At 72.9% G+C, this 24861-nt stretch carries 21 protein-coding genes and 1 tRNA gene; 9 read left to right on the top strand and 13 right to left on the bottom strand.

From position 1 onward, the window contains the following. Position 1 precedes the first annotated feature (1 nt). The 3 genes from OG594_RS37375 to OG594_RS37365 all read right to left on the bottom strand — a co-directional run bounded on the left by OG594_RS37375 (position 2) and on the right by OG594_RS37365 (position 3245). Entirely contained in the window at positions 2-880 is an 879-nt protein-coding gene (locus OG594_RS37375) for a carbohydrate ABC transporter permease (protein WP_266606842.1), read from the bottom strand. After that, entirely contained in the window at positions 877-1770 is an 894-nt protein-coding gene (locus OG594_RS37370; RefSeq protein WP_266606841.1) for a carbohydrate ABC transporter permease, read from the bottom strand. The genes OG594_RS37375 and OG594_RS37370 overlap by 4 nt, the downstream gene beginning before the upstream one ends. Positions 1771-1910: 140 nt before the next feature. Next, a complete protein-coding gene (locus OG594_RS37365; protein WP_266606840.1) occupies positions 1911-3245 on the bottom strand; it encodes a sugar ABC transporter substrate-binding protein in 1335 nt (444 codons plus the stop codon). 373 nt (positions 3246-3618) lie between these two features. Between OG594_RS37365 and OG594_RS37360 the strand changes: the two genes are divergently transcribed. Both OG594_RS37360 and OG594_RS37355 read left to right on the top strand, forming a co-directional pair. Further along, positions 3619-3694: transfer RNA gene (locus OG594_RS37360), tRNA-Cys, on the top strand. Beyond that, positions 3694-5484 (top strand): hypothetical protein, encoded by a 1791-nt coding sequence (locus OG594_RS37355; RefSeq protein WP_266606839.1) that lies wholly within the window; start codon positions 3694-3696, stop codon positions 5482-5484. Before OG594_RS37360 ends, OG594_RS37355 begins: the two co-directional genes overlap by 1 nt. A gap of 93 nt (positions 5485-5577) precedes the next feature. Here OG594_RS37355 and OG594_RS47205 read toward each other — a convergent pair whose 3' ends face one another. Next, positions 5578-6366: a hypothetical protein gene (locus OG594_RS47205; RefSeq protein WP_323185417.1), complete on the bottom strand. Its 789-nt coding sequence runs from the start codon at positions 6364-6366 to the stop codon at positions 5578-5580. Between the two features lie 218 nt (positions 6367-6584). Between OG594_RS47205 and OG594_RS37345 the strand changes: the two genes are divergently transcribed. Beyond that, positions 6585-6875, top strand: coding sequence for a hypothetical protein (locus tag OG594_RS37345; protein ID WP_266606838.1), 291 nt, complete (start codon positions 6585-6587; stop codon positions 6873-6875). Between the two features lie 188 nt (positions 6876-7063). On the opposite strand, the gene OG594_RS37340 is transcribed toward OG594_RS37345, so the two are convergent. After that, positions 7064-8449: a serine hydrolase gene (locus OG594_RS37340; RefSeq protein ID WP_266606837.1), complete on the bottom strand. Its 1386-nt coding sequence runs from the start codon at positions 8447-8449 to the stop codon at positions 7064-7066. Between the two features lie 254 nt (positions 8450-8703). On the opposite strand from OG594_RS37340, the gene OG594_RS37335 reads away from it, so the two are divergent. Then, positions 8704-9768, top strand: a complete 1065-nt coding sequence (locus OG594_RS37335; protein ID WP_266606836.1) for an AraC family transcriptional regulator — start codon at positions 8704-8706, stop codon at positions 9766-9768. A gap of 54 nt (positions 9769-9822) precedes the next feature. On the opposite strand, the gene OG594_RS37330 is transcribed toward OG594_RS37335, so the two are convergent. Then, positions 9823-10188, bottom strand: a complete 366-nt coding sequence (locus OG594_RS37330) for a hypothetical protein (protein ID WP_266606835.1) — start codon at positions 10186-10188, stop codon at positions 9823-9825. Between the two features lie 190 nt (positions 10189-10378). Between OG594_RS37330 and OG594_RS37325 the strand changes: the two genes are divergently transcribed. Together OG594_RS37325 and OG594_RS37320 are read left to right on the top strand one after the other, a co-directional pair. Beyond that, positions 10379-10849 (top strand): universal stress protein, encoded by a 471-nt coding sequence (locus OG594_RS37325; RefSeq protein ID WP_266606834.1) that lies wholly within the window; start codon positions 10379-10381, stop codon positions 10847-10849. A 53-nt stretch (positions 10850-10902) separates the two neighbouring features. Further along, on the top strand, positions 10903-11091 hold the full coding sequence (locus OG594_RS37320) for a hypothetical protein (protein ID WP_266606833.1): 189 nt from the start codon (positions 10903-10905) through the stop codon (positions 11089-11091). On the opposite strand, the gene OG594_RS37315 is transcribed toward OG594_RS37320, so the two are convergent. The 3 genes from OG594_RS37315 to OG594_RS37305 all read right to left on the bottom strand — a co-directional run bounded on the left by OG594_RS37315 (position 11070) and on the right by OG594_RS37305 (position 13573). After that, positions 11070-11837 carry an alpha/beta fold hydrolase gene (locus OG594_RS37315; RefSeq protein ID WP_266608764.1) on the bottom strand — a complete coding sequence of 256 codons (768 nt, stop codon included), beginning with the start codon at positions 11835-11837 and terminating at the stop codon, positions 11070-11072. The two genes, OG594_RS37320 and OG594_RS37315, sit on opposite strands and share 22 nt — an antisense overlap. A 93-nt stretch (positions 11838-11930) precedes the next feature. Further along, the gene (locus OG594_RS37310) at positions 11931-12902 is read right to left on the bottom strand and encodes a serine/threonine dehydratase (RefSeq protein WP_266606832.1); all 972 of its coding nucleotides are present in this window, start codon (positions 12900-12902) and stop codon (positions 11931-11933) included. 14 nt (positions 12903-12916) lie between these two features. Further along, positions 12917-13573 (bottom strand): TetR/AcrR family transcriptional regulator, encoded by a 657-nt coding sequence (locus OG594_RS37305; protein WP_266606831.1) that lies wholly within the window; start codon positions 13571-13573, stop codon positions 12917-12919. Positions 13574-13741: 168 nt separating this feature from the next. Between OG594_RS37305 and OG594_RS37300 the strand changes: the two genes are divergently transcribed. Both OG594_RS37300 and OG594_RS37295 read left to right on the top strand, forming a co-directional pair. Next, entirely contained in the window at positions 13742-15424 is a 1683-nt protein-coding gene (locus OG594_RS37300; RefSeq protein ID WP_266606830.1) for a ricin-type beta-trefoil lectin domain protein, read from the top strand. A gap of 15 nt (positions 15425-15439) precedes the next feature. Beyond that, complete coding sequence (locus tag OG594_RS37295) at positions 15440-17749, top strand: alpha-N-acetylglucosaminidase (protein WP_266606829.1); 2310 nt, start codon at positions 15440-15442, stop codon at positions 17747-17749. Positions 17750-17815: 66 nt separating this feature from the next. On the opposite strand, the gene OG594_RS37290 is transcribed toward OG594_RS37295, so the two are convergent. Next, entirely contained in the window at positions 17816-19063 is a 1248-nt protein-coding gene (locus tag OG594_RS37290) for an MFS transporter (protein WP_266606828.1), read from the bottom strand. A gap of 196 nt (positions 19064-19259) precedes the next feature. On the opposite strand from OG594_RS37290, the gene OG594_RS37285 reads away from it, so the two are divergent. Continuing rightward, entirely contained in the window at positions 19260-20885 is a 1626-nt protein-coding gene (locus OG594_RS37285) for a molybdopterin-dependent oxidoreductase (RefSeq protein WP_266606827.1), read from the top strand. Here the strand turns inward: OG594_RS37285 and OG594_RS37280 are convergent. The 3 genes from OG594_RS37280 to OG594_RS37270 form a co-directional block, all read right to left on the bottom strand. Continuing rightward, on the bottom strand, positions 20841-22124 hold the full coding sequence (locus OG594_RS37280; RefSeq protein WP_266606826.1) for a cytochrome P450: 1284 nt from the start codon (positions 22122-22124) through the stop codon (positions 20841-20843). The two genes, OG594_RS37285 and OG594_RS37280, sit on opposite strands and share 45 nt — an antisense overlap. Before the next feature lie 84 nt (positions 22125-22208). Next, a complete protein-coding gene (locus tag OG594_RS37275) occupies positions 22209-23486 on the bottom strand; it encodes a putative Ig domain-containing protein (protein WP_266606825.1) in 1278 nt (425 codons plus the stop codon). 88 nt (positions 23487-23574) lie between these two features. Beyond that, the gene (locus tag OG594_RS37270) at positions 23575-24468 is read right to left on the bottom strand and encodes a LysR family transcriptional regulator (RefSeq protein ID WP_266606824.1); all 894 of its coding nucleotides are present in this window, start codon (positions 24466-24468) and stop codon (positions 23575-23577) included. Between the last annotated feature and the right edge of the window lie 393 nt (positions 24469-24861).

Genomic DNA, 24861 nt, shown 5'->3' with positions numbered 1-24861 from the left:
CTCAGGTCTTGACGGCTCCCTCGCCCACGCCCTTGAAGAAGAAACGCTGGAGGGCGAAGAAGAGCAGCATCATCGGGACGAGCGCGGCCATCGCGCCCGCGGCGACGAGCCGCTGGTCGTTGACGGTGGTGGCGCCGGCCAGGGACTTCAGGCCGAGCTGGAGGGTGTAGTGGTCGCTGTTCGTGAGGACCAGCAGGGGCCACAGGAAGTCGTCCCAGGCGCCCATGAAGCTGGTGATGCAGACGACGGCGAGGGCGCCCTTGGCGGCGGGGAGGAAGACCCGGGTGAAGCGGGTCCATTCGCCCGCCCCGTCCAGGACCGCGGCTTCCTCGACCTCGCGGGGCACGGCGAGGAAGGCCGCCCGCATGATCATGACGTTGAGCACGGAGACCGCGCCGGGCAGCCAGACGCCTATGAGGGTGTCGACCAGGCCCATCTCGCGGACGGTGAGGAACATCGAGATCATCACGGACTCGAAGGGGAACATCAGGGTCGCCACCAGTACGGTGAAGACGACCTGCCGGCCCTTCCAGCCGGCCCGGGAGAGGGCGTAGCCGCCCATCGCCGCGAAGAGCATGTTCGAGGTGATCGCGAGGGCGGCGACGGTGAGGGTGTTGCCGACGTACTGGAGCAGCGGGAAGGATTCGGCGACCCGGACGTAGTTGTCGAGGGTGGGTTGCGCCGGCAGTACGCCGTCGTACACGTTCTCGGTGCGGCCGCGTATCGAGGTCAGGAACTGCCAGGCGATCGGGCCCAGCATGATCACGAGCATCAGCACCAGCGTGGCGTACCGCCCGGCCAGGCCGATCCGGTGGCGCCTGCGGGCGGCGGCGGTGCGCCGGGGCCGCTGCCCGCTCCCGGAGGAGGGCGGTGCGTTCATCTCTCGTCCCCCTTCGACAGGCGGCGGCCCAGCAGGCTGAAGACCAGGGTCAGGAGGAACAGCAGGATGGAGATGGCGCAGGCGTAGCCGGTCTCGCCGGAGAAGCCGAGGCCGACCTGCCGGATCAGGAAGGGCAGGGTGCGGGCGCCGCCTCCGGGGCCGCCGCTCTCGCCGCCGAGGATGTAGATCTCGGTGAACACGCGCAGTGCCGAAATGGCGGAGAGGGTGCCGACCAGCAGCATCATCGGCTTCACCTGGGGAACGGTGATGCTGAAGAAGCGGCGGACGGGGCCGGCGCCGTCGATCGCTGCCGCCTCGTGGAGGGTGGCGGAGACGTTCCCGAGGGCCGCGAGGTAGAAGACCATGTAGTAGCCGAGGCCCTTCCACACCGTCACGATCATCGCGGAGACCAGCAGCATCGCGGAGTCGGTCAGGAACGGGATCGGCTCGGAGACGAGGTGCAGCCGCTGGAAGACGGTGTTGACGAGACCGTCGCTGCGCAGCACCCACTGCCAGATCAGGCCGACGACCACGGCGGAGGCGATCACCGGGGTGTAGAAGGCGGAGCGGAAGAAGCCGATGCCGGGGACCTTCGCTTGTACGAGGACCGCGAGGGCCAGCGGCAGGAGGACCAGGCAGGGGACGACGACCACGAGGTACAGCACGCTGTTGCCGGTCGCGACCCAGAAGTCGGGGTCGGCGAAGGCGCGCCGGTAGTTGTCGAGGCCGACGAAGTTGCCGCCGCGCAGGATCTGGGCGTCGGTGAGGGAGAGGACGACGGTGTTGACGAACGGCCAGAGGCTGAACAGCGCCACCATCGCGAGGCCGGGTGCGAGGAACAGGTAGGGGGTCCACCAGCTGCGGTGGGGCAGTCCGGTCTCGGTCTCCATGGCCCGCAGGGCGCGCCGCCGTTCGCGCGTCGTAGCGCGACGCCGTTCGTGTGTACCGCGACGCCTTTCGTGCGTACCGCGACGTCGTTCGTCCACCGTACCGACGCCCCGCGGCCCGCCGGCAGCGGCGCCGCCGCCGGTCACTTCGTGGCCGCGGCGGCGAGGAGCTTGTTCGCCGCCTCCTGCGCCTTCCGCACGGCGGTCCGGGGGTCCTGTTCGCCCTTGATGGCCTTCTGCACCTCGCGCACGACGGCGTCACCGACCTGGTTGGTCCACTGGACGGGGGTGTTGGCGTCGAGCGCGGCGGTCCTCAGCTGGTCGGCGCCGACCGCGCGGGCGAGGGTCTCCGCGTCCTTGCCGTCGCCCTGGTCGGAGAAGAACGGGTCGGCGAGGCCGCGGGCGTTGGACGGGTAGATGGTGGCCTTCCTGGAGAACTCCACCTGGTTGGGGCCGTTGGTGACCCACTTGGCGAACTCGGCCGCCGCGTCCACGTGCCGGGTGTCCTTCCTGATGCCGAGCGACTGGGCGTAGATGCCGATGTGGCCGAGCGTGCCGGTGACGGCCCCGGCGACCTGGGTCTTGGCGTAGATCTGCGGGGCGTTCTGCTTGATGTCCTTGACGAAGCCCGGGGATCCCGGCCCGAAGACGAGCTTGCCCCCGCCGTAGAGCTGGTTGATGTCGTCCGACTTGAGGAGGGACTCCTTGGGCATGGCGCCCTTGGCGTAGAGGTCCTTCATCCGCTCCACCCACCGGACGGCCTGGTCGGTGTCGAAGGCGAAGCGGTCCTGCTCCGCACTGAGGATCGGGACGCCCATCTTCTGCCAGTCGCCGGGCAGTCGGCCCTTGGGGTCGGCCATGAAGGCCGCGTACTGGCCGCCCGAGGAGGCGGCGATCCGCTCGGCGTAGTCGAAGAACTGCTCCACACTGGTCGGCGGCGCGGCCGGATCCAGACCGGCCTTCTCGAAGAGCTCTCTGTTGTAGGTGAGGATCTCCGGGGTCACGTACCAGGGGTAGGCGTACACGCTGTCGCCCTTGCCGGGCAGCTTGAACTGCTCCCAGGCTCCCGGCACGTACTCCTTGGCCGACGCACCGTCGAGGGCGGCGACGTCCGCGAGCATGCCCCGGTCGCCGAGGAGCTGGAAGGAGTCGGTGGAGAGGTTGACCACGTCGGGGAGGGCTCCGGCCTGGGCGTCCGCGACGAGCTTCTCGTTGTAGCCGTCGCCGGGGACGTCCTCCCAGGTGACCTTGACGTCGGGGTACTGCTTTTCGAAGGCGTCGATGACCCCCTGGACGTAGGCCGTGAAGGTGGGCTTCAGCTGGAGGGTCCGGAAGGTGATCTCACCGGCCACCTTGCCCGTCCGCCGTGCCTCCTTCGCGTCGGCGGCGCCGCCGCTCAGGCCGCACGCGGCGGTCGTCAGGAGGGCTCCCGTGGCCAGCAGGGCTAAAGCGATACGGGTCGGGTTCGAACGGGTCATCGTCGCCGCCTTTTCAGAAGTCCGGCCTCATCGCCGGAGGCGGTGCCCACGGTCGTCCGAAAGCAAGACCTCGTCAATGAGGCAGGAGGACGGCTGGCCGGTGACGCATTGGTGCCGAATGGCACGACCGCGGCGGACACCTCTCGGAGGCCTCGATCGGCACCGCCCCTAGCTGGACTAATGCGCTTTAGTTCAAAGACGGTTGGAGATGGTATCGATTCGATAACGAAGCCGCTTGTGCGTCACAGCTTGACCTCTTATCGATGGTTCATGTCGGGTCTCCACTAATGCGCTTTACCCGTAGGTCGCGAAACCGCTATAGCCGGCCCCGGGTTGTGCGGGCGTCGGGCGTACGTCTAGATTTCGCCTCGAACGGCGTGTAGCTCAGGAGCCAGAGCACCGACCTGCACAGTCGGAGGGCGCAGGGGCAGGACCTGCCACGCCGGCCATGGACAAGAACACCGGAAAACAGCTCCCGGCCCCAGGACTCCCCGCTCCGGGGCTCTCCACCGCCGGCCTCTTCGACCACTACCTCACCGACGAGGGCCTCGCCCGGCTGTGGTCGATGCTCGACAGCGGGCGCTACGAGGTGCACGCGCCGGAGGAGGCCGCGCTGCTCTTTGTCGCGTGGCTGGTGCGTGCCGGGGAGACCGGCGCGGCGGCCGCCCTCGTCGAAGAGTTGCGCCCCTTCGCCGGCGAGGTGCGGTTCGCACCGCACCCCGCGGAGCGGCCCGTACCGGACGCGGACGCCGTGCACGTGCGTACCGTCGGCGAGGTCGCCGGGGCGCTCGCGCGCCGCGCGCCGCGTCCCGGCATCGAGGCGCAGCACGAAGCGCTGACCGTCTGGCGGCCGTTCGAGGACGAGCTGCTCGACCACTGGCTGCGCGCCGGCGCGGACGCCGCGAACGGCGCCGGGCAGAGCAGCGGGCAGTGCAGCGGGCAGGACGCCGGGGACGACGCCGGCGAGGGCGCCGCCCTGCTGGCGCGGTACCGGCGGCTGGCGGCCACGCACACCCGGTGCACCAAGCACCTCGACCCCAAGTCCAATCCGGCCGTCCTGCGCCGCGCCTTGGAGGAGCGGGTCGCCGGGCGCGAGCTGTCGCCCCGCCTCGCCGGACTGCTGCGCCATGCCGTCGCCTCAATGGTCGCCAAACGCGGACGGCCCGGTTCCGCCGAACACGCCCGGCTGCGCCGGGCCCAGGCCCGGCAGGCGGACCGGCCCGCGCACCACGCCCTGGCCGCCCTCGTCCTGCGCCGCCTCGCCCCGCTCGACGTGAGCCGGGGGCTGGAGGACGTCGGACCGCTGATCGGCCCGGTGACCGCCGAGGAGGCCGAGGAGTGCGGGCTGCCCGCCGGGACGGTCGTCCCGGCGTCGGTGCGCACTGCCGTCACCGCGGCCCGCAGCGCACCCCTGGACACGCTGCTGGAACACGGACTGATCCCCTCCGCGGAGGTGCTGGGCGAGGTGGCGGAACAGCTGATCGCCACGCACACCGCCCGGGGATACGCCGACGCGTCGCTGCGCACGCTGATCGCGGCGACCTACCGGGCCCGGCGCGGTCGCCGGTACCCACTGTGGTGGTCCCCGGAACACCATGCCCGGATCACTGGGCTGCCCTGGGTCCGCGCGGTCGCCCCCTGGGCCGCCGACCCGGTGGAGCAGGCCCGTTCGACCCTGCGGATGCTCGGCGAGGCCTGCGTGCGGGCCTTCCCGGGCACCGAACTGCCCCATCTGCACGTACGGGTGCTGTCCCAGCTCGCGCAACTCGCCGAGCTGCCCGTGCCGTTCGCCGCGGAGCCGCTGGCCGACGCGTACAGCGGGATGGCCACCCCCGCCGTCCTCACGGCCGCGCGGACCGCCGCCGGGCTGCTGCGCGGCACGGTGTACGAGCGCTACCACGGCATCGACTACGCGGCGGTGCAGGAGCTGGCGGACGCCCGGGACCGGTACGGCTTCGCCCGGTTGTGCGCCGAGCGGGCCGGGCGCCCGGAGCAGCCGTTGGTGCGCGACCCGGCGGTCATCGAGCAGGCCCGGATCCTCACCACCACCAACCTCGCCACCCTGGTCGTGCACGCGGGCGTCGTCCCGCGGGGCGGCTGGGAGGGCGCGGCCCGGGGCGCGTTCACCGCCGCGACCGGCCCGGCGGCCACCGCGAAGAGCACCGCGTGCGCCTGGCGACAGCTGCTGTTCCACCTCGCGCTGTGCGACGCGGACGAGCAGGCCCGCGCACTCGCCTGAATCGACGCGCGGGCCGCCCGGCTGCCGGCCGGCGCCGCCGCACGGATCGCCCTGCCGCTGGCCGACCTCCGCCTCGCCACCGCCGTCCCGTAGTCACTTGGGTTTGTTGCGGTAGATGCGGCGGCCGGCCAGGTGCGTGGCGACGGTCTCGCCCCGCCACAGCTTCCGGTCGCCGTCCATCTCGTCCGGAGCGGGCCACCGGCCGCGGCTGATGTCCGACCGGATGCTGTCGGGCTGCAGGCCGGACGCCTCGGCGATCTCGACGACGGTGTAGTGGCGGGACGGTTCGAGCTCGGTGGCCTCCCGGGTGTGGTGCTCGCCGAAGAACCGGGCGATGGCTTCCGGGTCGAACTCGATGGTCCTGCCGCGCTTGCCGATGGCGGGCGGCCACCCGGGGTGCCGTCCCCACCGGGGATTCTCCGACAGGTAGCGGGCGCTCATGCCGTAGTGCTCGGCTATCTCGGTGTACGTGACGCCCGTACGGCCCTCGGGAGGTACGGGGCTGCCGTTCGACGCACGGGAGGGGGCGCCGGCCGGACGGGGCCGCTCGCCGGTGCGCGCAGCCGGCGGGACCCGGCCCGAGCCGACCTCCCCGACGGTGAGGACGACCGTACGGCCGTCAGGGTCGGTCAGCATGTGCCGGCCCGGCGGCAGGAACCCGGCACCCTTCGGTGGGGCGGTGAGGCCGAGGCGCAGGTACCCGGTCTCCGGGCGGACCGTGGCCGGGTAGAGCTCCAGGACGCCGCCGTCGGCGAGCGTCGCCGCGTAGTGTTCCGGCCCGCCGCCGTGCCGCTCGCGCACGAGGTCGAGCCCGATGCCCCGGTAGAAGTCGCGGCAGGCGTCGAGCCGGGTCGTGTAGATCACGGCGAGTTCGAGGATCATGCTGGCGCTCCTGGTGTGTGATGACTGCGGGCGGACGATCGCCCCTCGACCCACTCCTCGCAACGGAAGCCCCGCCCGGGGTACTTGACCGCCACGCCGGTATGCGGCGCCCCGAACCACCGGCACAGGGCGCCCACTTGACACATCTCCGCCCGGCGCGACACGCGCTGACAGGAAGGTCATCTTAAATTCCTACCACGTCTGCGTACGCTGTCCCCATGACCGACACCACCGCTTCCGACCAGCACGTGCCGGATGACCTGCGCATCTTGACCGTCGAGTACCTGAGCGCGATCCGGGCGCGCCTTGCCGACATCGAGGCCCCCGTCGCGCGGGAACAGGCCGCGCGGCTCTTCACCGATCAGCTGTTGCCCGCCGTGGCGAAGACGGTCAAGGACATACGCACCGCCGCCGTGGGCGAGCTGCGTCAGGGGCGCACCCTCAGGGAAGTGTCCCAACTGATCGGGCTGTCCGTGCCCCGCGTCGACCAACTGCTCAAGGGGAAGTGAGGAGTTGCGGTGGCCCTTCGGAGGGGGCTCACCGCGATCACCCTCGACTGCGCCGATCCCCGGACGGTGACAGGTGGCGGGGCGGGTGGCGGGTCCTCACCGACCGGGCCGGGCACCCGTTCTGCCTGACCCCGGCCTGACGTCAGGCGGCCTTGGGGGGCGGCGCGCCCGGCCGGGGGTCCGCACCCTCAGCCGGCCGCCACCTTGGGTGCGCAGCGCATGCCGATGTAGCAGCAGGGGGTGCCGTCCACGAGGGTGGCGAAGACGACGGGCATCCAGTCCCCGCTGACGGAGGGTCCGGCGCCGGATGCGGCGAAGACCGTGGCGCTGAGCGGCGTGAGGTCCAGCTCCAGCGGCGGTGAGAAGTCCCGCATTCCGTCGACGAACTCGTACAGCAGGTGGGCGGCCCCGTCGGGCCGCACGCTGACGGTGATGACCACCCCTTCCCGGCGGTAGGTGCCGACCAGCGGGACCATGTCGACGACCGGGGGCCGCGCGGGCGGGGCGAAGGCGGGCGGCATGTGGACCCCGGCAAGCTCGCGGAGCAGTTCGCGCATCAGGTCGGCGTAGAGGTGGCGGGAGGCGCCCCCGTTGGTGAGCAGGACGGCAATGAGATCGGCGCCGGGAACCACGCGCACATAGCCGTACTGGCCGATCGAGGCGCCGTCGTGGCCGTATCCCGGGACCCCGTTCCAGTCGTAGAGCGACCAGCCCAGCCCCCAGCCGTCCGCGCTCACCGTCCACTTGTCCGGTACGTCGACCGCCCAGCGCTGCATCTCCGCGACGGCCCGGGCGCCGAGGATCTGCGTGCCGTCCGGGGCGGAGCCGCCGTCGAGGTGCAGTTTGGCCAGCCGGAGCACGTCCGCGGCGGTGGCCAGGACGCGTCCGTACGGCCCCGCCGAACGGGGCATCATGTCCCAGGCCGGCGCGGGCTCCGGGTCCGGCCCCTCGCCCGGAAGGTGCCCCATCGCGGTGCGGAAGGCCAGTGCCTCCTCGGGCAGGGTCATGGTGTGGGTCAGGCTCAGGGGGGCGAGGAGCCGCTCCTTGAGGGCCTGGTCCCAGGTGCGTCCGGTGAGGACCTCGACGATGCGGCCGAGGACGTTGTAGCCGACGCTGCTGTAGGAGACCGCGGTGCCGGGCGGGCAGTCCAGCGCCACGTTCCGGGCGGCCGCCACGTACTTGGCCACGCAGTCGTCCCCGCGGCCGCTGTCGTAGGTGAAGTCACAGGTCAGACCGCTGGTATGGCTGAGGAGTTGACGGGTGGTGATCGTCTTGGTGGCCTCGGGGTCGGCCACGCAGAACTCCGGTAGCACCTCGATCACGGGCGCGTCGAGGTCCAGTTCGCCCGCGGCGGCGAGCTGCATGACCAGGGTCGCCGTGTAGAGCTTCGCTATCGATCCGAGCTGGAACACCGAGTCGGTGGTCGCCTCCACCCCGGTGCCACGGTGCAGGACGCCGCTCGCCAGCTCGTGGAGCTTCCCCTCGGCGAACACCGCGAGGGTGGCGCCGGGCACGTGATGGGCGGCGCGCAGTGCGTCGAGGCGGCTCTGCCAGTGGGCCGGGGAGAACGTCACATCGGTTCCTTCGACTCGGTGGTCCCGTACGGATCGCCGCACGCTTCTTGATCCACATGCCGGGATCCACGCCACCGTAGGTCGTCCCCGAGGCGTTGATAAGGACCCGCCGGCGCCAACCAGGGGACCGCCGGCGCCACCGGGGAACACCGCGCGCCGGAAGCGAAACGTTCGCGCCACCAGGGGATCCTGTGCGCCAAAGAGGGCGCGCGGCACGCCAGTTCGAGCGATCCGCTGGTAGCGTCGTCCGTCCTATGCGCTCTCCTGGCACCGACGGCACCGTCTCCGTCCACCTCGCGCGGTTCGTCGTCGACGCCTTGCACCGCTCGGGTGTGCGCCCGGGCAGGGTGGCCCGGTTGCCCGACCTCGGACCCGTGGTGCTGGACAACGATCTGGCCCGGGTCTCGACCGCGTCGGCGCTGGCCGTGTGGGAACAGCTGACGCTCGCGGAGCCGGGTACGGCCATCGGTGCGCTGATCACCGCCGAGGCCCCGATCGGTACGTTCGGCCTGTGGGACTACCTGGTGACCACCGGTCCCGACCTTCGGCACACCCTGAAGCAGGCGGTGGAGTACAACGCCGTCATCGGTGACGCGGCCCAGGAGAAGCTTCTCGTGGAGGAGGACGGACGGTCCTTCACCATCCGTCACGCGACCGGCAGTTGGGGTCCCGACGTGGTGGAGGCGATCGACTTCTTCGCCCTGGGCATGTTCCTGACCCGGGCCCGGGCCGCCACCGGCCGGCCCGTCGTCCCGCTGCGCGTCTCCGTGACGCACGGCGCGTCCGGCCGCTTCCGACAGCTGACGGAGTTCTTCGGGACCACCCGCATCGACTTCGGCGCCGCGTACAACTCGATCACCTTCCACGACAACGACGTGCGCGCACCGTTGCCCAAGGCGCAGCCGGGGCTGGACCGCATCCTGGCCCAGCAGGCCGCACTGACGATCGCGTCCGCTCAGCCGGCCCTGCTCTGGATGGACCGCTTCCGGATGGTCCTCGACTCCGCCTTCCGGGAGGACGCGGTGAGCCTGGAGCATGTGGCGCAGCGACTGGCGATGAGCCCGCGCACCCTCCAGCGGCGCCTGGGCGAGCACGGCACGACCTGGCGCGAGGAGGTCGAGGCCGTGCGCCAGGAGCACACCATGGAACTGCTGCGCGCCACCGACCTACCGCTCCGCTCGGTCGCGGCCCGGGTCGGCTACAGCGACATGCGCGCGCTGCGCCGGGCGGTGCGCCGCTGGGAGGGGCGGGCTCCTCGCGACATCCGCAACGAAGCGGGCGTCGCGGCGACGCCGATGGGCGCCGACGCGGTCAACTGACCCGCGCCCGGCGCCCTACGTCCGCGTCGGCCTCCGCGTCGGCGGCCGATCCGGTCACTTCATGGCGTACTGGGTCTTCTCCGCGAGCTTGCCGTCCTTGAAGCAGAAGCGGAGCACGGTCTCTTGGCCGTGCTTGGTCTCGCCGCTGGATATGTACCAGGAGCAGGTGCTGCCCTCGGGCTCGACCGGTCCGCCCTCCTTGAGGGCGCTCTTGACGAAGCTCTCGCCGGACGGGAGCTTGCCGCGGACCTCGCTCTCCGCGTCCCCGGTCTTCACGGCTTCGTAGACCGCGGGGTCGACCAGGGTCTTGTCGGCCATGTCGAGGACCTTCCCCATGCCGAAGACCACGGCCACGAGGAGGCCCACGCCGAGGACCAGCGCCACCGCGCACCCGATCAGACAACCCTTGCGCTGAGCCACGCCCGTTCCTCCATGTCGTTCGTGTCCGGCGGCGGTCGCCTGGACACTCACACCCTCGCAAGGGACGGGGGTCGCGGGCTGTCCTCGAAAGTCGTCGACCGTCGCAACGATCGTCGTTCGAGGTCAGAGCCGTCGACCCGTGTATACAGGGAGGAGATCGACCCTCCGGACAAAGCGAGAGGAACCCACCGTGAGCGAGCACACCATCGAGCCGCTGATCGTCGTCGGCGTGGACGGGTCGGACCATTCCAAGGAGGCGCTGTCATGGGCGGTCGCGCAGGCCGCGGCGACGGGCGCCCGCGTGCACGCCGTCATGGCCTGGGAGTGGAACCGCAATCCGTTCGCCATCGGCCCGATGGCCGCCGAGACCGCCGACGCCGAGGCGGTGACGGCCGAGGAGGCCGCCCGCCGGAAGCTGGCGGACACGGTCGCCGCGGCCGTCGGCACCTCGCCCGGCGTACCGGTGTTCCGGCGCGTCGAGCAGGGCTCCCCGGCGCAGGTCCTGGTCGACGCCTCGAAGGAGGCGGACCTCACGGTGGTCGGCACGCGCGGGTACGGGGGCTTCAAGGGCGCACTGCTGGGGTCGGTGAGCCAGCAGGTCGTACAGTACGCCGCCAGCACGGTCGTGATCGTCCGCGAGGGCGCGGACGAGAACGACTGACGGCCCGCCGGCGATGTACCGTGCCGGAGGTCATCGCGGCAGGGGGGAGCAGCGTGAGCAGGAGGCGATACGTCGCCAGGGGCGTGCCCGGGGGTTACCGCATCTGGGACAACAAGGGGCGGCGATGGTGGGGCGACCACTACGAGCTCTGCCCCGATGATCTCCTGGTCGAGCTGAACGGCGCTGCCGACCACGTGAAGATCACCGCTCTTCTCAAGCGCTACAGGGCGCAGAAGCGCTGAGTCGTCGTGGCCCGTGCACGCCCGTCGCGCCGGTCGACGGACGAGTCGTCGGGGCGCCCGAGGAGGAGTTCGAGAAGTCGGCCTGGAGCCCGGAGCGGCAGGTAGTGGTCGCTGTCGGCGACCACCTCCAGCCGTGCGTCGGGGATGCCGTCGGCGAGCCGCCGGGCGATGACGCCGATCTCCGGGTGGTCGTGATCGCCGACGACGATCGTCGTCGGCGCCCCGATCCGGTCCAGCCGGCCGACCGCGTCCTCGTCGGGGTCGAGCGCGTGTCCCTTCTCGGCGGCAGCTCTGGCTCCGGCGTTCTGCCGCACCATGGGTTCGATGAGGTCGAACCCCGGGGCCCGGTCGCCCAGGCTCGCCCAGACCGTGAGCTCCAGATCGGCGATGCGGCGTGCGTCCGATCCGCGAAGCGCCGCGGCGTACGCGTCCGTCTCAGGGCCACGGGGCCACTCGTGTCCGCTGGCGGACGCCGCGATCAGCGTCAACGAGCGGACCCGTTCAGGGTGTTCCAGGGTGAAGTCGAGCGCGACTTCTCCTCCCATGCTGAGGCCGACGAGTTCCGCGGACCGGAAGCCGAACCGGTCCAGGACCGCCAGCAGGTCGTCCTCGTAGCGGAACGGCGCGGTCGGAAACGTCGAGCGTCCATGCCCCCTGGCGTCGTAGCGGACCACCGTGTGGTGCCGTGCCAGCGCGGCGAAGACGCGGTCCCACAGGCGGCCGTCGTGGACCGATCCGTGGAGCAGGACGAGCGGGGGCCGTCCCCGGTCCGCTCGGCCCAGATGTGGCTTCCGCCGGAGACGGGGATGAGCTCGGTGGTCGTCATGCCCGTGATTCGATCAGACCGCCGCCGTCCGCGGCCGTTCAGCCCCTTCGACCAGGTCCCGGGGGTCCGTGTTGGCGCCGCAGAGGATGACGGCGACCCGGTCGCCCAGCGGCCGGGGCGCAGCGCGCAGCGCCGCCAAGGCGGTGGCCGCGCCCGCCTCGACCACGATCCGGTGCTCCTCCCAGAGCGCGCGCCGGGCGGCCGTGATCTCCGTGTCGGACACGAGGACCGACGTCACGTTCTCCTGCTGCGCGGCGGCCAGCGCGTCCGCCGAGACCCGGGTGGCCCCCAGGGAATCGGCGGCGACGGATTCCACGGCCACGTCCACGACCCGGCCCGCCGCCAGGGCCGCATTCAGCGCCCGGCAGTTCTCCGGCTCGACCGCGACCACCCGTACGCCGTGTTCGCGCGCGGCCGTGGCGACCCCGGCGAACAGTCCGCCGCCACCGACCGCGACGACCACCGTGTCCAGCCCGGGCAGGGCGGCCCGGATCTCCTCCAGCAGGGTGCCGGCGCCCGCCGCGATCAGCGGGTGGTCGTAGGCGTGGCTGCTCAGCGCCCCGCTCTCGGCGGCGAACTCCTCGCAGGCAGCCAGGGCGTCGGCGTACCGGTCGCCGACGAGCCGCACGTCGGCCCCGTACCCGCGCAGTCGTTCCACCTTCACGCGCGGGGCACGGGCGGGCAGGAACACGGTCGCGGGCACGGCCAGCGCGCGGGACGCCCAGGCGCAGGCGAGCCCGGCGTTTCCGCCGGAGGCGATGGTGACGCCGGCGGCCGGGAGGGCCCCGGCCTCGTGGTGGGCGGCGAGGAAGTTGCGCGCGCCGCGCGCCTTGAAGGAGCCCGTGTGCTGGAGGTACTCCAGCGCGTACCAGACCCCCGCTTCGGCCGCGGGCGCCACCGTGACGGGGCGTACGCCGCCCGCGATGCGTTCGGCGGCGGCGCGGACGGCGGCGTGGTCGAGCTGCTGGGCCGTTGCTGCGTGCATGGACTGTCTCCCCATCAGGTGCGGGTGGTGGGCCTGGCGGGCCGGGCGGCTTCGATCAGCTGGCGCAGGGCCCCGTAGTAGACCTCGTGGTCCGTCAGGGCGGGCAGTACGTCGGGCAGTCCGCCGCAGAGCACGGGGAACTCCTCGGGATCGAGTGCGGCCAGGGCCGCCCGCGAGGCTGCGGTGGCCGCGGCCGGATCCCGGTGGTCGACGAAGGCCGCGCTGCCCAGGGTGAGCAGGTACATGCGGCGGTAGGCGGTCATCGCCTCGGCGGCGGTCATCCCGGCGGCCACGCTGTCGGCGAGGGCGGGCTCGACGAGCCGGGCCAGCAGCTGGCGCCCGAGCCAGGGCCGGCTGCCGCGCAGCGCCAGCAGTCCGGGGTGGGCGACGAGCAGCAGGTACAGGGCGCGGAACCGCTGCTCGGCGGCCCGCGCCCAGTCGGTGCCGGCGGGGATCTCGGGGAGCTGCCCGGCGAGGTGCTCGGTGCAGAGGTCGAGCAGGCCGGCGAGGTCGGTGCAGCGGCGCTGCACGGTGGCGTGGGAGACCTCCAGCCGGTCGGCGAGGGTGCGGAAGCTCAGGTGGCCGGGCCCTTGCTCGTCGAGGATCCGCAGGGCGGCAACGGCGATGGCCTCCGGGGTCGCACGGTCCAGGGCGGCTGATCTTCGCGGCATGAGATACACCGTAACATACGACGTCACATACGTCGTGACCGCACGTTCGTGTGACATCGATTGCAGCCATATTGCTGGTCATCGGCCGACAATCAGCGACTTGTGTTGACAGTGGGTAATCGCCTCGCTGCACTGGGCGCACGACTGCCCCCACGTCAAGGAGACTCCGTGCCGCCTCGCCTGCGTGCAACGCTCCCCTGCCTGACCGCGGCCGCCCTGTTCGCCCTCGCGCTCTCCCCCGCCCCGGTGGCGGCCGAGCCCCGGGCGACCTCGGACACCCCGCTCGCGCTCACCCCTCCCATGGGCTGGAACAACTGGGCGCACTACATGTGCGACATCGACGAGGCCAAGGTGGTGGCCAACGCCGACGCACTCGTGTCCACCGGGCTCGCCGCCAAGGGCTACGACACGGTGACCGTCGACGACTGCTGGATGACCAAGAGCCGCGACGCGCAGGGCAGTCTGGTCGTCGACACGAAGAAGTTCCCGCACGGCATGGCCTGGCTCGGCGAACACCTGCACGCCAAGGGCCTGAAGTTCGGTATCTACCAGGACGCGGGCTCCCTCACCTGCGAGAAGTACCCGGGCAGCGGCGCCCCCCAGGGCGGCGGCGCGGACCACTACGCGCAGGACGCCCGCCAGTTCGCCTCCTGGAAGGTGGACTACGTCAAGATGGACGGCTGCAACCTCTGGGTCCCGGAGGGCGTGACCAAGGAGGAGGCCTACCGCGACGCCTACAACGCCGTCGCGAAGGCCCTGCGCGAGAGCGGCCGGGACATGGTCCTGTCGGCCTCGGCGCCCGCCTACTTCCAGCAGGGCGAGTGGGGCGGCTCCGACTGGCACAAGGTCCTCGGCTGGGTCGGCGAGACCGGCCAGCTGTGGCGCGAGGGCAAGGACATCAAGGTCTACAACCCGGCCGCACCCGCCACCTCGCGGTGGAGCGCGGTGCTGGGCAACTACGGCTACAACCGCTGGCTCGGCCGGTACGCGGGCCCCGGCAACTGGAACGACCCCGACTTCCTGATCGCGGGCGCCCCCGGACTCACGGCCGCCGAGAGCCGCAGCCAGGTCGCCCTGTGGGCCATGATGGCCGCCCCCTTCATCCTCTCGTCCGACGTCTCGAAGCTGACCCCGGCGGGCCTCACGGCCCTCGGCAACACCCGGATGATCCAGCTGGACCAGGACCCGATGGGCCGTCAGGGCTCGGTGGTCTCCTCCAACGCCACCTTCGAGATCCTCGTGCGGCCGCTCGCGAACGGCGACCGCGCGGTGGCCGTGCTCAACCGCTCCGCCGCCACCCGTGACATCAACGTGCCGCTCGCCGAGATCGGCCTGGCCGACTGCACCGTCGGCGCCGACGCCCAGGACCTGTGGACCGGTACGCGCCGCGCGGTCTCCGCGGCACTGACCGGGAAGGTCGCCGGACACGACACCGGCGTCTGGCGGCTCACCCCGCGCGGCTGCGCCGAGGCCGTACCGACCGGGCAGGTCGTCGGTGACGGCGCCCGCTGTGCCGACGGCGCCAACACCACCGGCGTCGGCGCCGTGGTGATGGCCGCCTGCACCGGAGCCCCCGACCAGCGCTGGACCGTGGGCAAGGACGCGACCCTGCGGCTGGCCGGCGAATGCCTGTCGGCGGGTGAGGACCGGATCGTGGAACTGGCCGATTGTTCGAACCGTCCGCAGGAGCAGCCCGGCCAGAGCTGGTCGCAGCGTCGTGACGGAGCCCTCGTGGAGGAGGTCAGCGGGATGTGCCTGACGGCTCCCGCGGCTGCCGCCCCGGCCGAGCGGCTGCGGCTGACGGACTGCGGCGACCACCGGGTCGACCAGGCCTGGGCCCTGCCGGTCTGACGGCCGGGCGAACGAATGAGGAACCCGACGCATCACCGCGGGCGCGGGCCGAGGACCCGGCGCCCGCTCGCCCTCGCCGCGCTTCCCGCGGCGCTGTTGGCACTGATCTGCGCGGGCCCCGCGCCCGGGGCCACCGCCCCGGGCGCGGGGTCGCCCGCACGGGCCGACGTGAGGACGGACGCGCAGCCGGGTGCCGCCCGGATTCCGGGCCGGGCCCGCACCTTCGACGTCGCGCCCGCGCGGGCCGCCCTCCAACGGCTGCTCCCGCGCCACTGGGGGCAGTTCACCCTGGTGCCCGACACGAGCGCCACCTCCGACGCCTTCACCGTGTCCGGCACCGCCGGCGCGATCACCGTGCGCGGCAGCACCGGGGCCACCCTGCTCACCGGCGTCGGCTGGTACCTCCAGCACGTCGCCGGGGTCGACATCGGCTGGCCCGGCGACAGCATCGGCATGCTGCCCGGCCGGCTGCCGGCGGTCCCCGCGCCGGTCACCCGCAGCGCACAGGTCCCGCACCGGTACGCGCTGAACGACACCGACGACGGGTACTCCGGCCCGTACCGCTCCTTCGAGGAGCACCAGCGGCAGATCGACCTGCTCGCCCTGCACGGCATCAACGAGGTGTTCGTGCAGGTCGGCGCCGAGTACCCGTACTACCGGGCGCTCCAGGGGTTCGGCTACTCCGCCGAGGAACTGCGGCAGTGGATCCCCGGCCCAGGCCACCAGAGCTGGTGGCTGCTGCAGAACCTGAGCGGGTTCGGCGGCCCCGTCACCGAGCGGCTGATGCGCGAGCGCGCCGAGCTGGGCGGGCGGATCGCCGAGCAGTTGCGCGGGCTCGGCATGACCCCGGTCCTGCCCGGGTACTTCGGCACCGTGCCGCCCGGCTTCGCCGCCCGCAACCCGGGGGCGGCGACGGTGGCGCAGGGCGACTGGGCGGGGTTCGACCGCCCGGACTGGCTCGACCCCGCCTCGCCCGTGTTCGGGAGGCTGGCCGCCGCGTACTACGCCGAGCAGCGCCAGGTGTTCGGGGACAGCACGATGTACCGGATGAGCCCGCTGCACGAGGGCGGGCAGAGCGGCTCCGTCGACGTCGGCGCCGCCGCCGGCGCCATCCAGCGCGCACTGCACGCCGCCCACCCGGGGGCGCTGTGGGCAGTGCTGGGCTGGCAGGACGACCCCACCGCGGAGCTGCTGGCCGGGGTGGACACCTCGAAGCTGCTGATCCTGGACGGGTTGTCCGACCGGTACAACCGGCTCGACCGCGAAGCGCGTTGGGGCGGGGCCCCGTACGCGATGGGCACCATCTACAACTTCGGCGGGCACACCACGGTCGGAGCGAACAGCTCCGTGTGGATCGAGCGGTTCGGCCCCTGGCGGGACAAGGCGAACAGCGCGCTCGCCGGGACCGCCTATCTGCCGGAGGCCACCGGGACCAATCCGGCCGCCTTCGACCTGTTCACCGATCTGGCCTGGGAGCGCGGGCCGATCGACCAGCGCCGGTGGTTCGCCGACTTCGCGGCCCGCCGCTACGGCCGCCCGGACGCCGAGGCCGCCGCCGCCTGGGAGGAGCTCCGCAAGGGGCCGTACAGCACCTCCTCGGGTCTGTGGTCGGAGTCGCAGGACAGCCTCTTCACCGCCCGGCCGAGCTTGACCGCAACCGGGGCGGCGTACTGGAGCCCGAAGTCCATGCGCTATCCGGCCGGTTCGGTGCGCAAGGCCCTCGACCACCTGTTGAAGGTGGATCCGGCGCTGCGCGGCTCCAGCGCCTACCGCTTCGACCTGGTGGACACCGCCCGGCAGGCCCTCGCCAACCACTCGCGGGTGCTGCTGCCGAAGATCAAGGCGGCCTACGAGGCCGAGGACCTGACCCGCTTCCGGTCCCTGACGGCCGAATGGCAGGACGGCGAGCGCATGTTGGAGGCGGTCACCGGATCCGATCCGGCCTTCCTCCTCGGCACCTGGCTCTCCGCAGCACGTTCCTGGGGCGCTGACCAGGCGGAACGGGACCGGTACGAGTACGACGCCCGCTCGCTGCTGAGCGTGTGGGGCCGCCACAGCACCAGCGAGGGCGGTTTCCTGCACGACTACGCGAACCGCGAATGGAACGGCCTGATCTCGGAGTTGTACGCACCCCGGTGGGCGCACTACTTCTCGTCGCTGGACGAGGCGCTGGTGAAGAAGGCCGCGCCGCGGGCGATCGACTGGCACGCCTTCGAGGCGGAGTGGGCGGGACACACCACGCGCCATCCGAACCGGCCGAACGGTGACCCGTACCGGCTGGCCGCACGGATCGCCGCGGCCCTGCCGGCGGCTGCCGCCCGCTGACCCGCGCGAGGGGCCCGTCCGGAGCCGGGGGCCCGTCCGGACACCGGCCGGGCCCCTGGCGCGGATTCATGGGTTCCGTTTCTGCCCCGCCCGTGCGGCCCCGGCGGCCGCCAGGCCGAGGACGGCGATCGAGGCGGCCGAGGCCAGCAGGGTCTCCCGGGCTCCGAGCCCGGCCACCAACGGGCCGCCCAGCACGGTACCGAGCGGCACCGCGAGCACCCGGACCGCAGAGCTCGCGGCCAGGGTCTGGGGGAGCAGTTCCGGCGGCGCCAGGCGCTGGAAGAGGGCAGTGGACAGCGAGGCGTACGGGGGCCAGAGCAGCCCGGCCACGGCGAACCCGGCGACGGCGAACGCCGTCGGCGCCCCCAGCCCCGTCGGCAGCAGGAACACCCCGAAGGCGGCGACGATGCCGGTCGTGACCGGCCACACCGGCAGGCGGTTCAGGTATCCGGTCAGGACGGAACCGAGGACGGCACCGACACCGAACGCGGTGTAGAAGGCGGCCAGCAGGCCCGCCGAAGCGCCCAGACCGTCCGACACGTACAGCGGCAGGGCGACGTACACCGGGCCGAAGAGGCAGAAGAAGGCGAAGCTCAGGGCGAGCAGGCCCAGCAGGGCCGGGGTGCGGCGGATGACGGCGAAGCCCGCGGTGCGCGAGGCGCCCTCCTCGGGTGCGGGCGCGTCGTCGTGCGGCACGCCGAAGAGGAAGGTGGCGGCCAGGACGAGGAAGGTCGCCGCGTCGACGGCGATCACCGTCGCAGCGCCGCCCCACAGGATCAGGGCGCCCGCGAGGGGCGGGCCGACGACGGTGGAGAGCGAGCCGATGCCGGACAGGACGGCGTTGCCGGCCAGGTGGTCGCGCTCCGGCAGCAGCCGCGCCAGCAAGGTGTAGACGCCGGCCTGGCCCCACGAGTGGAGGACGGAGGACAGGGCGAGCAGGGCGACGTACAGCTCGATGCTCAGCGTCCCGAGGGCGTGACACACGGGGATCGCACCCAGGGCGGCGGCGCGCAGCAGGGCGTCGCAGGCGACCAGTCGGGCCGGGGAGCGGCGGCGCAGGAACCGGCCGAGGAGGACGGCTCCCGCGGCGCCCGAAAGCGTGTAGGCCGCGGCGGCCAGGGCCACCCACATGCCGCGTTGCGCCGCCGGTGCGATCTCGATCGCCAGCCAGCTCACGGCGACCACCGCCATGCCGTCGCCGAGGGACGAGACGGTGAACCCCGGTAACAGGCGGCGCAGCGTCCCGTGGGTGAGTACGGGCCGGTAGGGCGAGCTATGGATGGTCCGGTCGGGTTTCAGGGGCACGGTGTCCACGCTTTCGGGATACGACGGGGGAGCATGTCGTCATCGTTTCCGCGCGCCCGGCCCTCGCAGCGGCCCGTTCGCTCCGGGCATGGTCCTTTCACCCTGGGCGCAAGCGGCCGGCGCTGCCCGGTACCGCAAGGTCGGACCCGGCGGCCCGGCGGCACGGCGGCGACGCGGAGCCGCCCGGGCGCGGGACACTGGCCGTGTGGAGTCAGACCCGAGCCGTTCCGCGCGGCCGCGGCGCACGACGGGCGCCGTCAGCGGGATCGTCGCGGCCGTGGCCGGACTGGCGTCCGCGCAGCTGGCCGCGGCAGCGGCCGGCCGGCCCGAGGCTTCGCCGGTCACGGCGGTCGGCGGGGCCGTGGTGGACCTGACGCCGGTGGCCGTCCGGGAATGGGCCATCCGGCTGTTCGGCACCTCCGACAAGCTGGTGCTGGGCCTCGGCATCCTCGTGGTCCTGGCCGCGGTCGCCGTCGGCACCGGGCTGCTCGCCGTGCGCCACCTCCCGGCCGCGATCGCCGTCACGGGCGGATTCGGGCTGGTGGGGGCACTGGCCGCGCTCAGCAGGCCGGAGGCCTCCTGGCAGGACGCGTTGCCCTCGCTGGTGGGCGCACTGGTCTCGGCCGGGGTGCTGTACCTGCTGGTCACGGCCGGGAGGCCGCGGCCGGCCGGAGTTCCGCCGGGCGGGGCCGGATCGATGGACCGGCGCGGCTTCGGCCGACTGGTGGTCGCCGTCCTGGCGGCGTCGGCCGGGGTCGGACTCGGGGCACGACGGCTGGGCGCGCACGGCAGCGCCGACGCCACCGCCTCCCGGGCCCGCTTCGTCCTCCCCCGGCCCACCGTGCCCGCACCGCCGGTGCCCGCCGGTGCGGACCTACGGGTGCCCGGGCTCGGCCCCTTCCTCACCCCGGACCAGGACTTCTACCGGGTGGACACCGCGCTGGTCGTCCCGCGCGTGGACGCGGACACCTGGCGGCTGCGCATCCACGGGGAGGGGGTGGCCCGGCCCCTGACCCTGGATCTGCGCCAGCTCCTCGCCCGGCCGGTGGTCGAGCACGACATCACCCTCACCTGTGTGTCCAACGAGGTCGGCGGCCCGTACGCGGGCAACGCCCGCTGGCTCGGCGTACGCCTCGGGGACGTGCTGCGCGAAGCGGGGGTGCGGCCGCCGTCCGAGGGCGGGCCCGCCGACCAGCTGGTGGCGCGTTCGGTGGACGGCATGACCATCGGCACACCGGTCGAGACCGTGATGGACGGCCGGGCGGCGCTGCTGGCCGTCGGCATGAACGGCCGACCGCTGCCCTTCGCCCACGGGTTCCCGGTCCGGATGGTCGTACCGGGCCTGTACGGGTACGTCTCCGCCTGCAAATGGCTCACCGAGCTGCGGCTGACCACCTTCGCCGCCTACGACGCCTACTGGGTGCGCAGGTCCTGGGCCCAGCAGGCCACGGTCAAGACGCAGTCGCGGATCGACACCCCGCGCCCGTACGCCGACCTGGCGCCGGGCCGGGTGCCCGTCGCCGGGGTGGCGTGGGCACAGCACCGCGGGATCGAGCGGGTCCAGGTACGGGTGGACGGCGGCCCCTGGCAGGAGGCGCGGCTCGGGGCGGCGGACGGCGTCGACACCTGGCGCCAGTGGGTGTGGCCGTGGGAGGCGACCCCCGGGCCGCACACCCTGGAGGTCCGGGCCACGGACGGCACGGGCGCGGTGCAGACGGGGGTCCGCACCGGGACCGTGCCGGACGGGGCGACGGGGTGGCACGCGGTGGACGTACGCGTCCGGGCGCTAGGGGGTGGCGGTGGCCTGCCGGCCGGGGCGGACCGGCAGTGAGCGGACGTTGTTGCTGATGAAGCTGTTCTGGTACGGGAGTTCGCCGTCCGGGACCGCGAGGTCGAGGTCGGGGAAGCGGGTGAAGAGCCGCTCTAGGGCGATCGTGGCCTCGAGCCGGGCGAGCGGGGCCCCGGTGCAGTAGTGGGCGCCGTGGCCGAAGGCGAGGCTGCGGGCGGCGGTGGGGCGGGTGATGTCGAAGCGGTCGGCGTCCGGCCCGTGGAAGGACTCGTCGCGGCCCGCGGCGCTGTACCCGGCGAGCACCGGGGTGCCCTGCGGGATCACGGTCCCGTCGACGGTCAGGTCGCGGGTGGGGTAGCGGAACGGGAACCAGCTGACCGGGGTGTCCCAGCGCAGGGTCTCGTCCACCACGTCCGACCAGGTCGCCTTGGCGTCCAGGACCAGCGCGAGCTGGTCGCGGTGGGCGCACAGGGCGCGGACCGCGTTGACGATGAGGTTGAGGGTGGTCTCGTGGCCGGCGACGAGCATCAGCCGCATGGTGCCGATGAGTTCGACCTCGGTGAGCCGGTCCCCGTCGTCCTCGCGGGCGGCGATCAGCGCACTGGTGAGGTCCTCGCCGGGGTTCGCGGCGCGGGCGGCCGCGATCGTGCCGGTCAGGGCCATGAGTTCCTGGAGGGCGGCCATCTTCTCGGCCGGGGTGAGGTCGGTGGCGATGATCACCTTGTTGGTCAGTTCGTGCAGCCGCCCCCGGTGCTCGGGGTCCACGCCGAGCAGTTCGCAGATGACGTTCATCGGGAGCGGGAGGGCGAAGTGCTCGTACAGGTCGGCGGTCCCGTCGGGGGATCCGGCCGCGGCCCGCTCGAGGTCGTCGAGGAGTCCGGCGGTCAGCTCTTCGACGCGCGGTCGCAGCCGTTCCACCTGGCGGATGGTGAAGGCCTTGCCGACCAGAGCGCGCAGGCGGCGGTGGTCGGCGTCGTCCGCGGTGTGCATGCCCTGGGCGTTGGCGAAGACCCGCAGCGGCCAGTCGGCGGGGATGGTGCCGTCGTGCAGGGCGGGGAAGTGCCGGGCGTTCTTGGCCACGTCGGGGTGGGCGAGGAACTCCTTCAGCGCGTCGTGCCCCAGGACGACCGCTCCGGGGAACCCACCGGGGAGCACGACCTCCGCCACCGCGCCGTGCTCGGCGCGCAGCCGGGCGTTGAGGGCGTGCGGGCAGCCGCCGGCGGGGTCGATCACGTGCGGGGTGCTCCGGCCCTGCGGGACGGGTGAGATGTGGGACGACAAGCCGGTTCTCCTGACCTGATGGACGAAACTCGGTCAACAGTGCGGCCTCGGGGGCGGGTTGGACAAGTCCGTTCCCGTCCCGTCTCAGAACCAACTGAGGGTCAGGGTGAAGGTGGTGCCCGCGGTGGCTCCTGTGGCATCGCTCGCGGTGGCGGTGACCTGGAAGGCGCCGCTGCCCCAGGGTTTGCCGGTGATCCGCCCGGAGGCGCTGTCGAGGGTGAGGCCCCAGGGCAGGCCGGTGGCGGCGTACCGGACGGGGGGCTTCGCCCCGGTGGTGGTGAGCTGGACGGTGCAGGGCCGGTTGAACGTGCACGCCTGCGGGCCGGGGTCGGTGAACTTCAGCCCGCCGGGGGTCGGCGCGGGCGTGGGGGTCGGTGTCGGCGTGGGGGTCGGTGTCGGTGTGGGGGTGGGGGTCGGTGTGGGGGTGGCGCCGCAGCCCGGGGTGGCCTCCGGTGGCAGCGGGACCCGCCAGATCTGCGGGTCGTTCTCCGAGCCGACGAGCAGGTTCGCGCAGTCGGCGTACGTCACCGCCTCCCCCTGCGACTGGGCCGGGAGGGCGACGTCCGCGAGCTTGACCCCGGCCGTGTCGTACACGGAGGCCGTGTGGGCGCCCAGCGGGCCGCCACTGCGCAGGGTGTACGAGGTGCCCGTCGGCGAGAAGGCGCCGTCGGTGGCGAACACGGGACCCGGTCGGACCGCGGTGAGGATGTTGACCTGCCCGGTCACCGGCGGCAACGGGGCCTGGTACAGCCGGCCGGCGGCTCCGACGAGCTTGCTGGCGACGTAGAGCCGGCCGGTCACGGGGTCGGCGAGCAGGGACTCGGCGTCGTGCCTGCCGTCGGCGTAGGCGAAGCGGTACGTCACGGGCGTGACCGTGGCGCTCGTGAGCTGATCGGGCTCGGCGAACCGGTGCACCGTGACCTCCGCGCGCCCGCTGAGGTTGTCCCCGATGTCGCCGACCAGGATCGCCGGGCCGCCGCCCGCGTCCGTACCGAGCGCCAGGCCCTCCCAGTCGGTGTTCCCGACGCCCGAGACGGTGAAGGTGGCCAGCAGCCGGCCGGTGGCGCTGTTGCAGTCGACGGCGAAGACCTGGTTGGTGTTCCCGCTGTCGTTGACGGCGTAGAAGACCCCGGGATGTTTGCGGCTCATGGCGAGGCCGCTGAGCTCGGCGAAGCCGCCGGGGAGGGTGCACTTCTTCTCCGGCGCCGGGGCCACGGCGGCGGCCGACGGGACGGTGGAGCCGCTGGAGGCCGTGGAGGCGGTAGCCGTGGCCGTGGCCGTCCAAGCGAGTGCGGGCAGGATCGTGGCGAGGGCCGCGGTCGCGACGGCGGCCGCCCATGGGGGTGTCAGGAGTCGGGCCATGCGCACAATGTGAGGCCACATCAGCGGGCGTGCCAGACCCGGTCCCCTCCCGTTCGAGCATCGTTCAATGCCGTCGGGGCATGTCCGGTCAGCGCACCGGCTCCCGGACGGGTGCCTTGTGCCCGGCCTGCGCGATGAACGCGCGGGCCGCCCGGCTGAGCGGCCGGCGGGCGTGGGCGATGCCCACCGGGCGCAGCAGCGGCGGCGTGAAGGAGCGGATCTCGGCCCGGCTCCCGAAGGCCCGCAGCACCACGTCCCGGTACCAGATGAGGGAGCCCCGGCCATCCGTCACGCCCGTCACCCAGGCGAGGCGCTCGTCGACCTCCAGGGTCGGGACGGGCCGCACTCCGAGGCAGCTGAACATGGCCTCCATCTCGGTGCGCCGGCCGGTCCCCGGCGTGGGCAGCACCATCGGCAGCCCGTCGAGCATCCGCAGGGGCATCGGGTGGGGCAGCCGGGAGCCCGGCGGCGAGATCAGCACCACCTCCCGCTCCTGGATGAAGTGGGTGGAGAGCTCCTTGTCGACGGGCAGGTCGACCAGGGCCAGCTCCGAGCGCCCCTGGTTCACCTCCTCGACCAGGGCCTCCCTGCTGCCGTGCTGTTGGAGCCGGACGTCGACGGTGGGGTGCCGTCCCGTGAAGGCCGCGATCAGGTCGGTGGCCAGGTCGAGGGCGAGGGTGGGGGTGGTGACCAGGGTCAGGACCGCCCGGGCGCCCCCGTCGTGCGGGGTCCCGATGTCGTCGATGGCCTCCACCGCGTTGAGCACGGTCCGGGCCAGCCGGACGACCCGGGCCCCCTCCGGCGTGAGGTCCACCCCCCTTCCCCGCCGTGCCAGGAGCTCGACGCCGAGGTCGCGCTCCATGGCCTGCACGGCCCGGGACAGCGCGGACTGGGCGACGAAGACCGAGGCGGCGGCTCCGGTGATGGAGCGGCAGTCGGCGACGGCGACGAGGTAGCGGAGCTGCGCGAGGGTGGGGGTCATGACCGGACGGTAACCGCGTGGGGCCGCACCTGTAAGGGATCGTCGGATGAACAACTGGCCGAGTCACGGGCGCCGGGCATGCCCGGTCGGCGCGTGCGCATGCCGGTGCGGCATGACCACGAGGGTGCGGTACGCCGGCCCGCGCGGCGGGGTCGGCCCGACCCGGCGGGAAACGCCGCAGGCCACCGGCTCGGCCGGGGGGTGTCGTGGGCCCGCTCGGGCGGGATCGCGGGTGGCACGTGTATGCCGCCGGAACGAAGCGCCTTATTCCGCGCGGCTGTTGACAGTGCACGGCGACCACCGCACGATGCAACGCGGCGTTGCGGGTGTTTGACCACGGTTCAAGCCCGCCGTACCCGCGGTGGGTGCCCGGGCCGGTGCGCGCGACCACCG

This window comes from Streptomyces sp. NBC_01214, assembly GCF_026340975.1.
Taxonomy (GTDB): domain Bacteria; phylum Actinomycetota; class Actinomycetes; order Streptomycetales; family Streptomycetaceae; genus Streptomyces.
This window is presented reverse-complemented; position numbering and strand designations above follow the sequence as displayed.

What these genes read in the sequence shown, in the direction of transcription:
- OG594_RS37355 (WP_266606839.1), top strand. Translation starts at nt 3,694, where the DNA reads ATGGACAAGAACACCGGAAAACAGCTCCCGGCCCCAGGACTCCCCGCT.
- OG594_RS37365 (WP_266606840.1), bottom strand. Translation starts at nt 3,245, where the DNA reads ATGACCCGTTCGAACCCGACCCGTATCGCTTTAGCCCTGCTGGCCACG.
- OG594_RS37270 (WP_266606824.1), bottom strand. Translation starts at nt 24,468, where the DNA reads ATGACCCCCACCCTCGCGCAGCTCCGCTACCTCGTCGCCGTCGCCGAC.
- OG594_RS37305 (WP_266606831.1), bottom strand. Translation starts at nt 13,573, where the DNA reads ATGCCGCGAAGATCAGCCGCCCTGGACCGTGCGACCCCGGAGGCCATC.
- OG594_RS37310 (WP_266606832.1), bottom strand. Translation starts at nt 12,902, where the DNA reads ATGCACGCAGCAACGGCCCAGCAGCTCGACCACGCCGCCGTCCGCGCC.
- OG594_RS37275 (WP_266606825.1), bottom strand. Translation starts at nt 23,486, where the DNA reads ATGGCCCGACTCCTGACACCCCCATGGGCGGCCGCCGTCGCGACCGCG.
- OG594_RS37370 (WP_266606841.1), bottom strand. Translation starts at nt 1,770, where the DNA reads ATGGAGACCGAGACCGGACTGCCCCACCGCAGCTGGTGGACCCCCTAC.
- OG594_RS37335 (WP_266606836.1), top strand. Translation starts at nt 8,704, where the DNA reads ATGCGCTCTCCTGGCACCGACGGCACCGTCTCCGTCCACCTCGCGCGG.
- OG594_RS37375 (WP_266606842.1), bottom strand. Translation starts at nt 880, where the DNA reads ATGAACGCACCGCCCTCCTCCGGGAGCGGGCAGCGGCCCCGGCGCACC.
- OG594_RS37345 (WP_266606838.1), top strand. Translation starts at nt 6,585, where the DNA reads ATGACCGACACCACCGCTTCCGACCAGCACGTGCCGGATGACCTGCGC.
- OG594_RS47205 (WP_323185417.1), bottom strand. Translation starts at nt 6,366, where the DNA reads ATGATCCTCGAACTCGCCGTGATCTACACGACCCGGCTCGACGCCTGC.
- OG594_RS37295 (WP_266606829.1), top strand. Translation starts at nt 15,440, where the DNA reads ATGAGGAACCCGACGCATCACCGCGGGCGCGGGCCGAGGACCCGGCGC.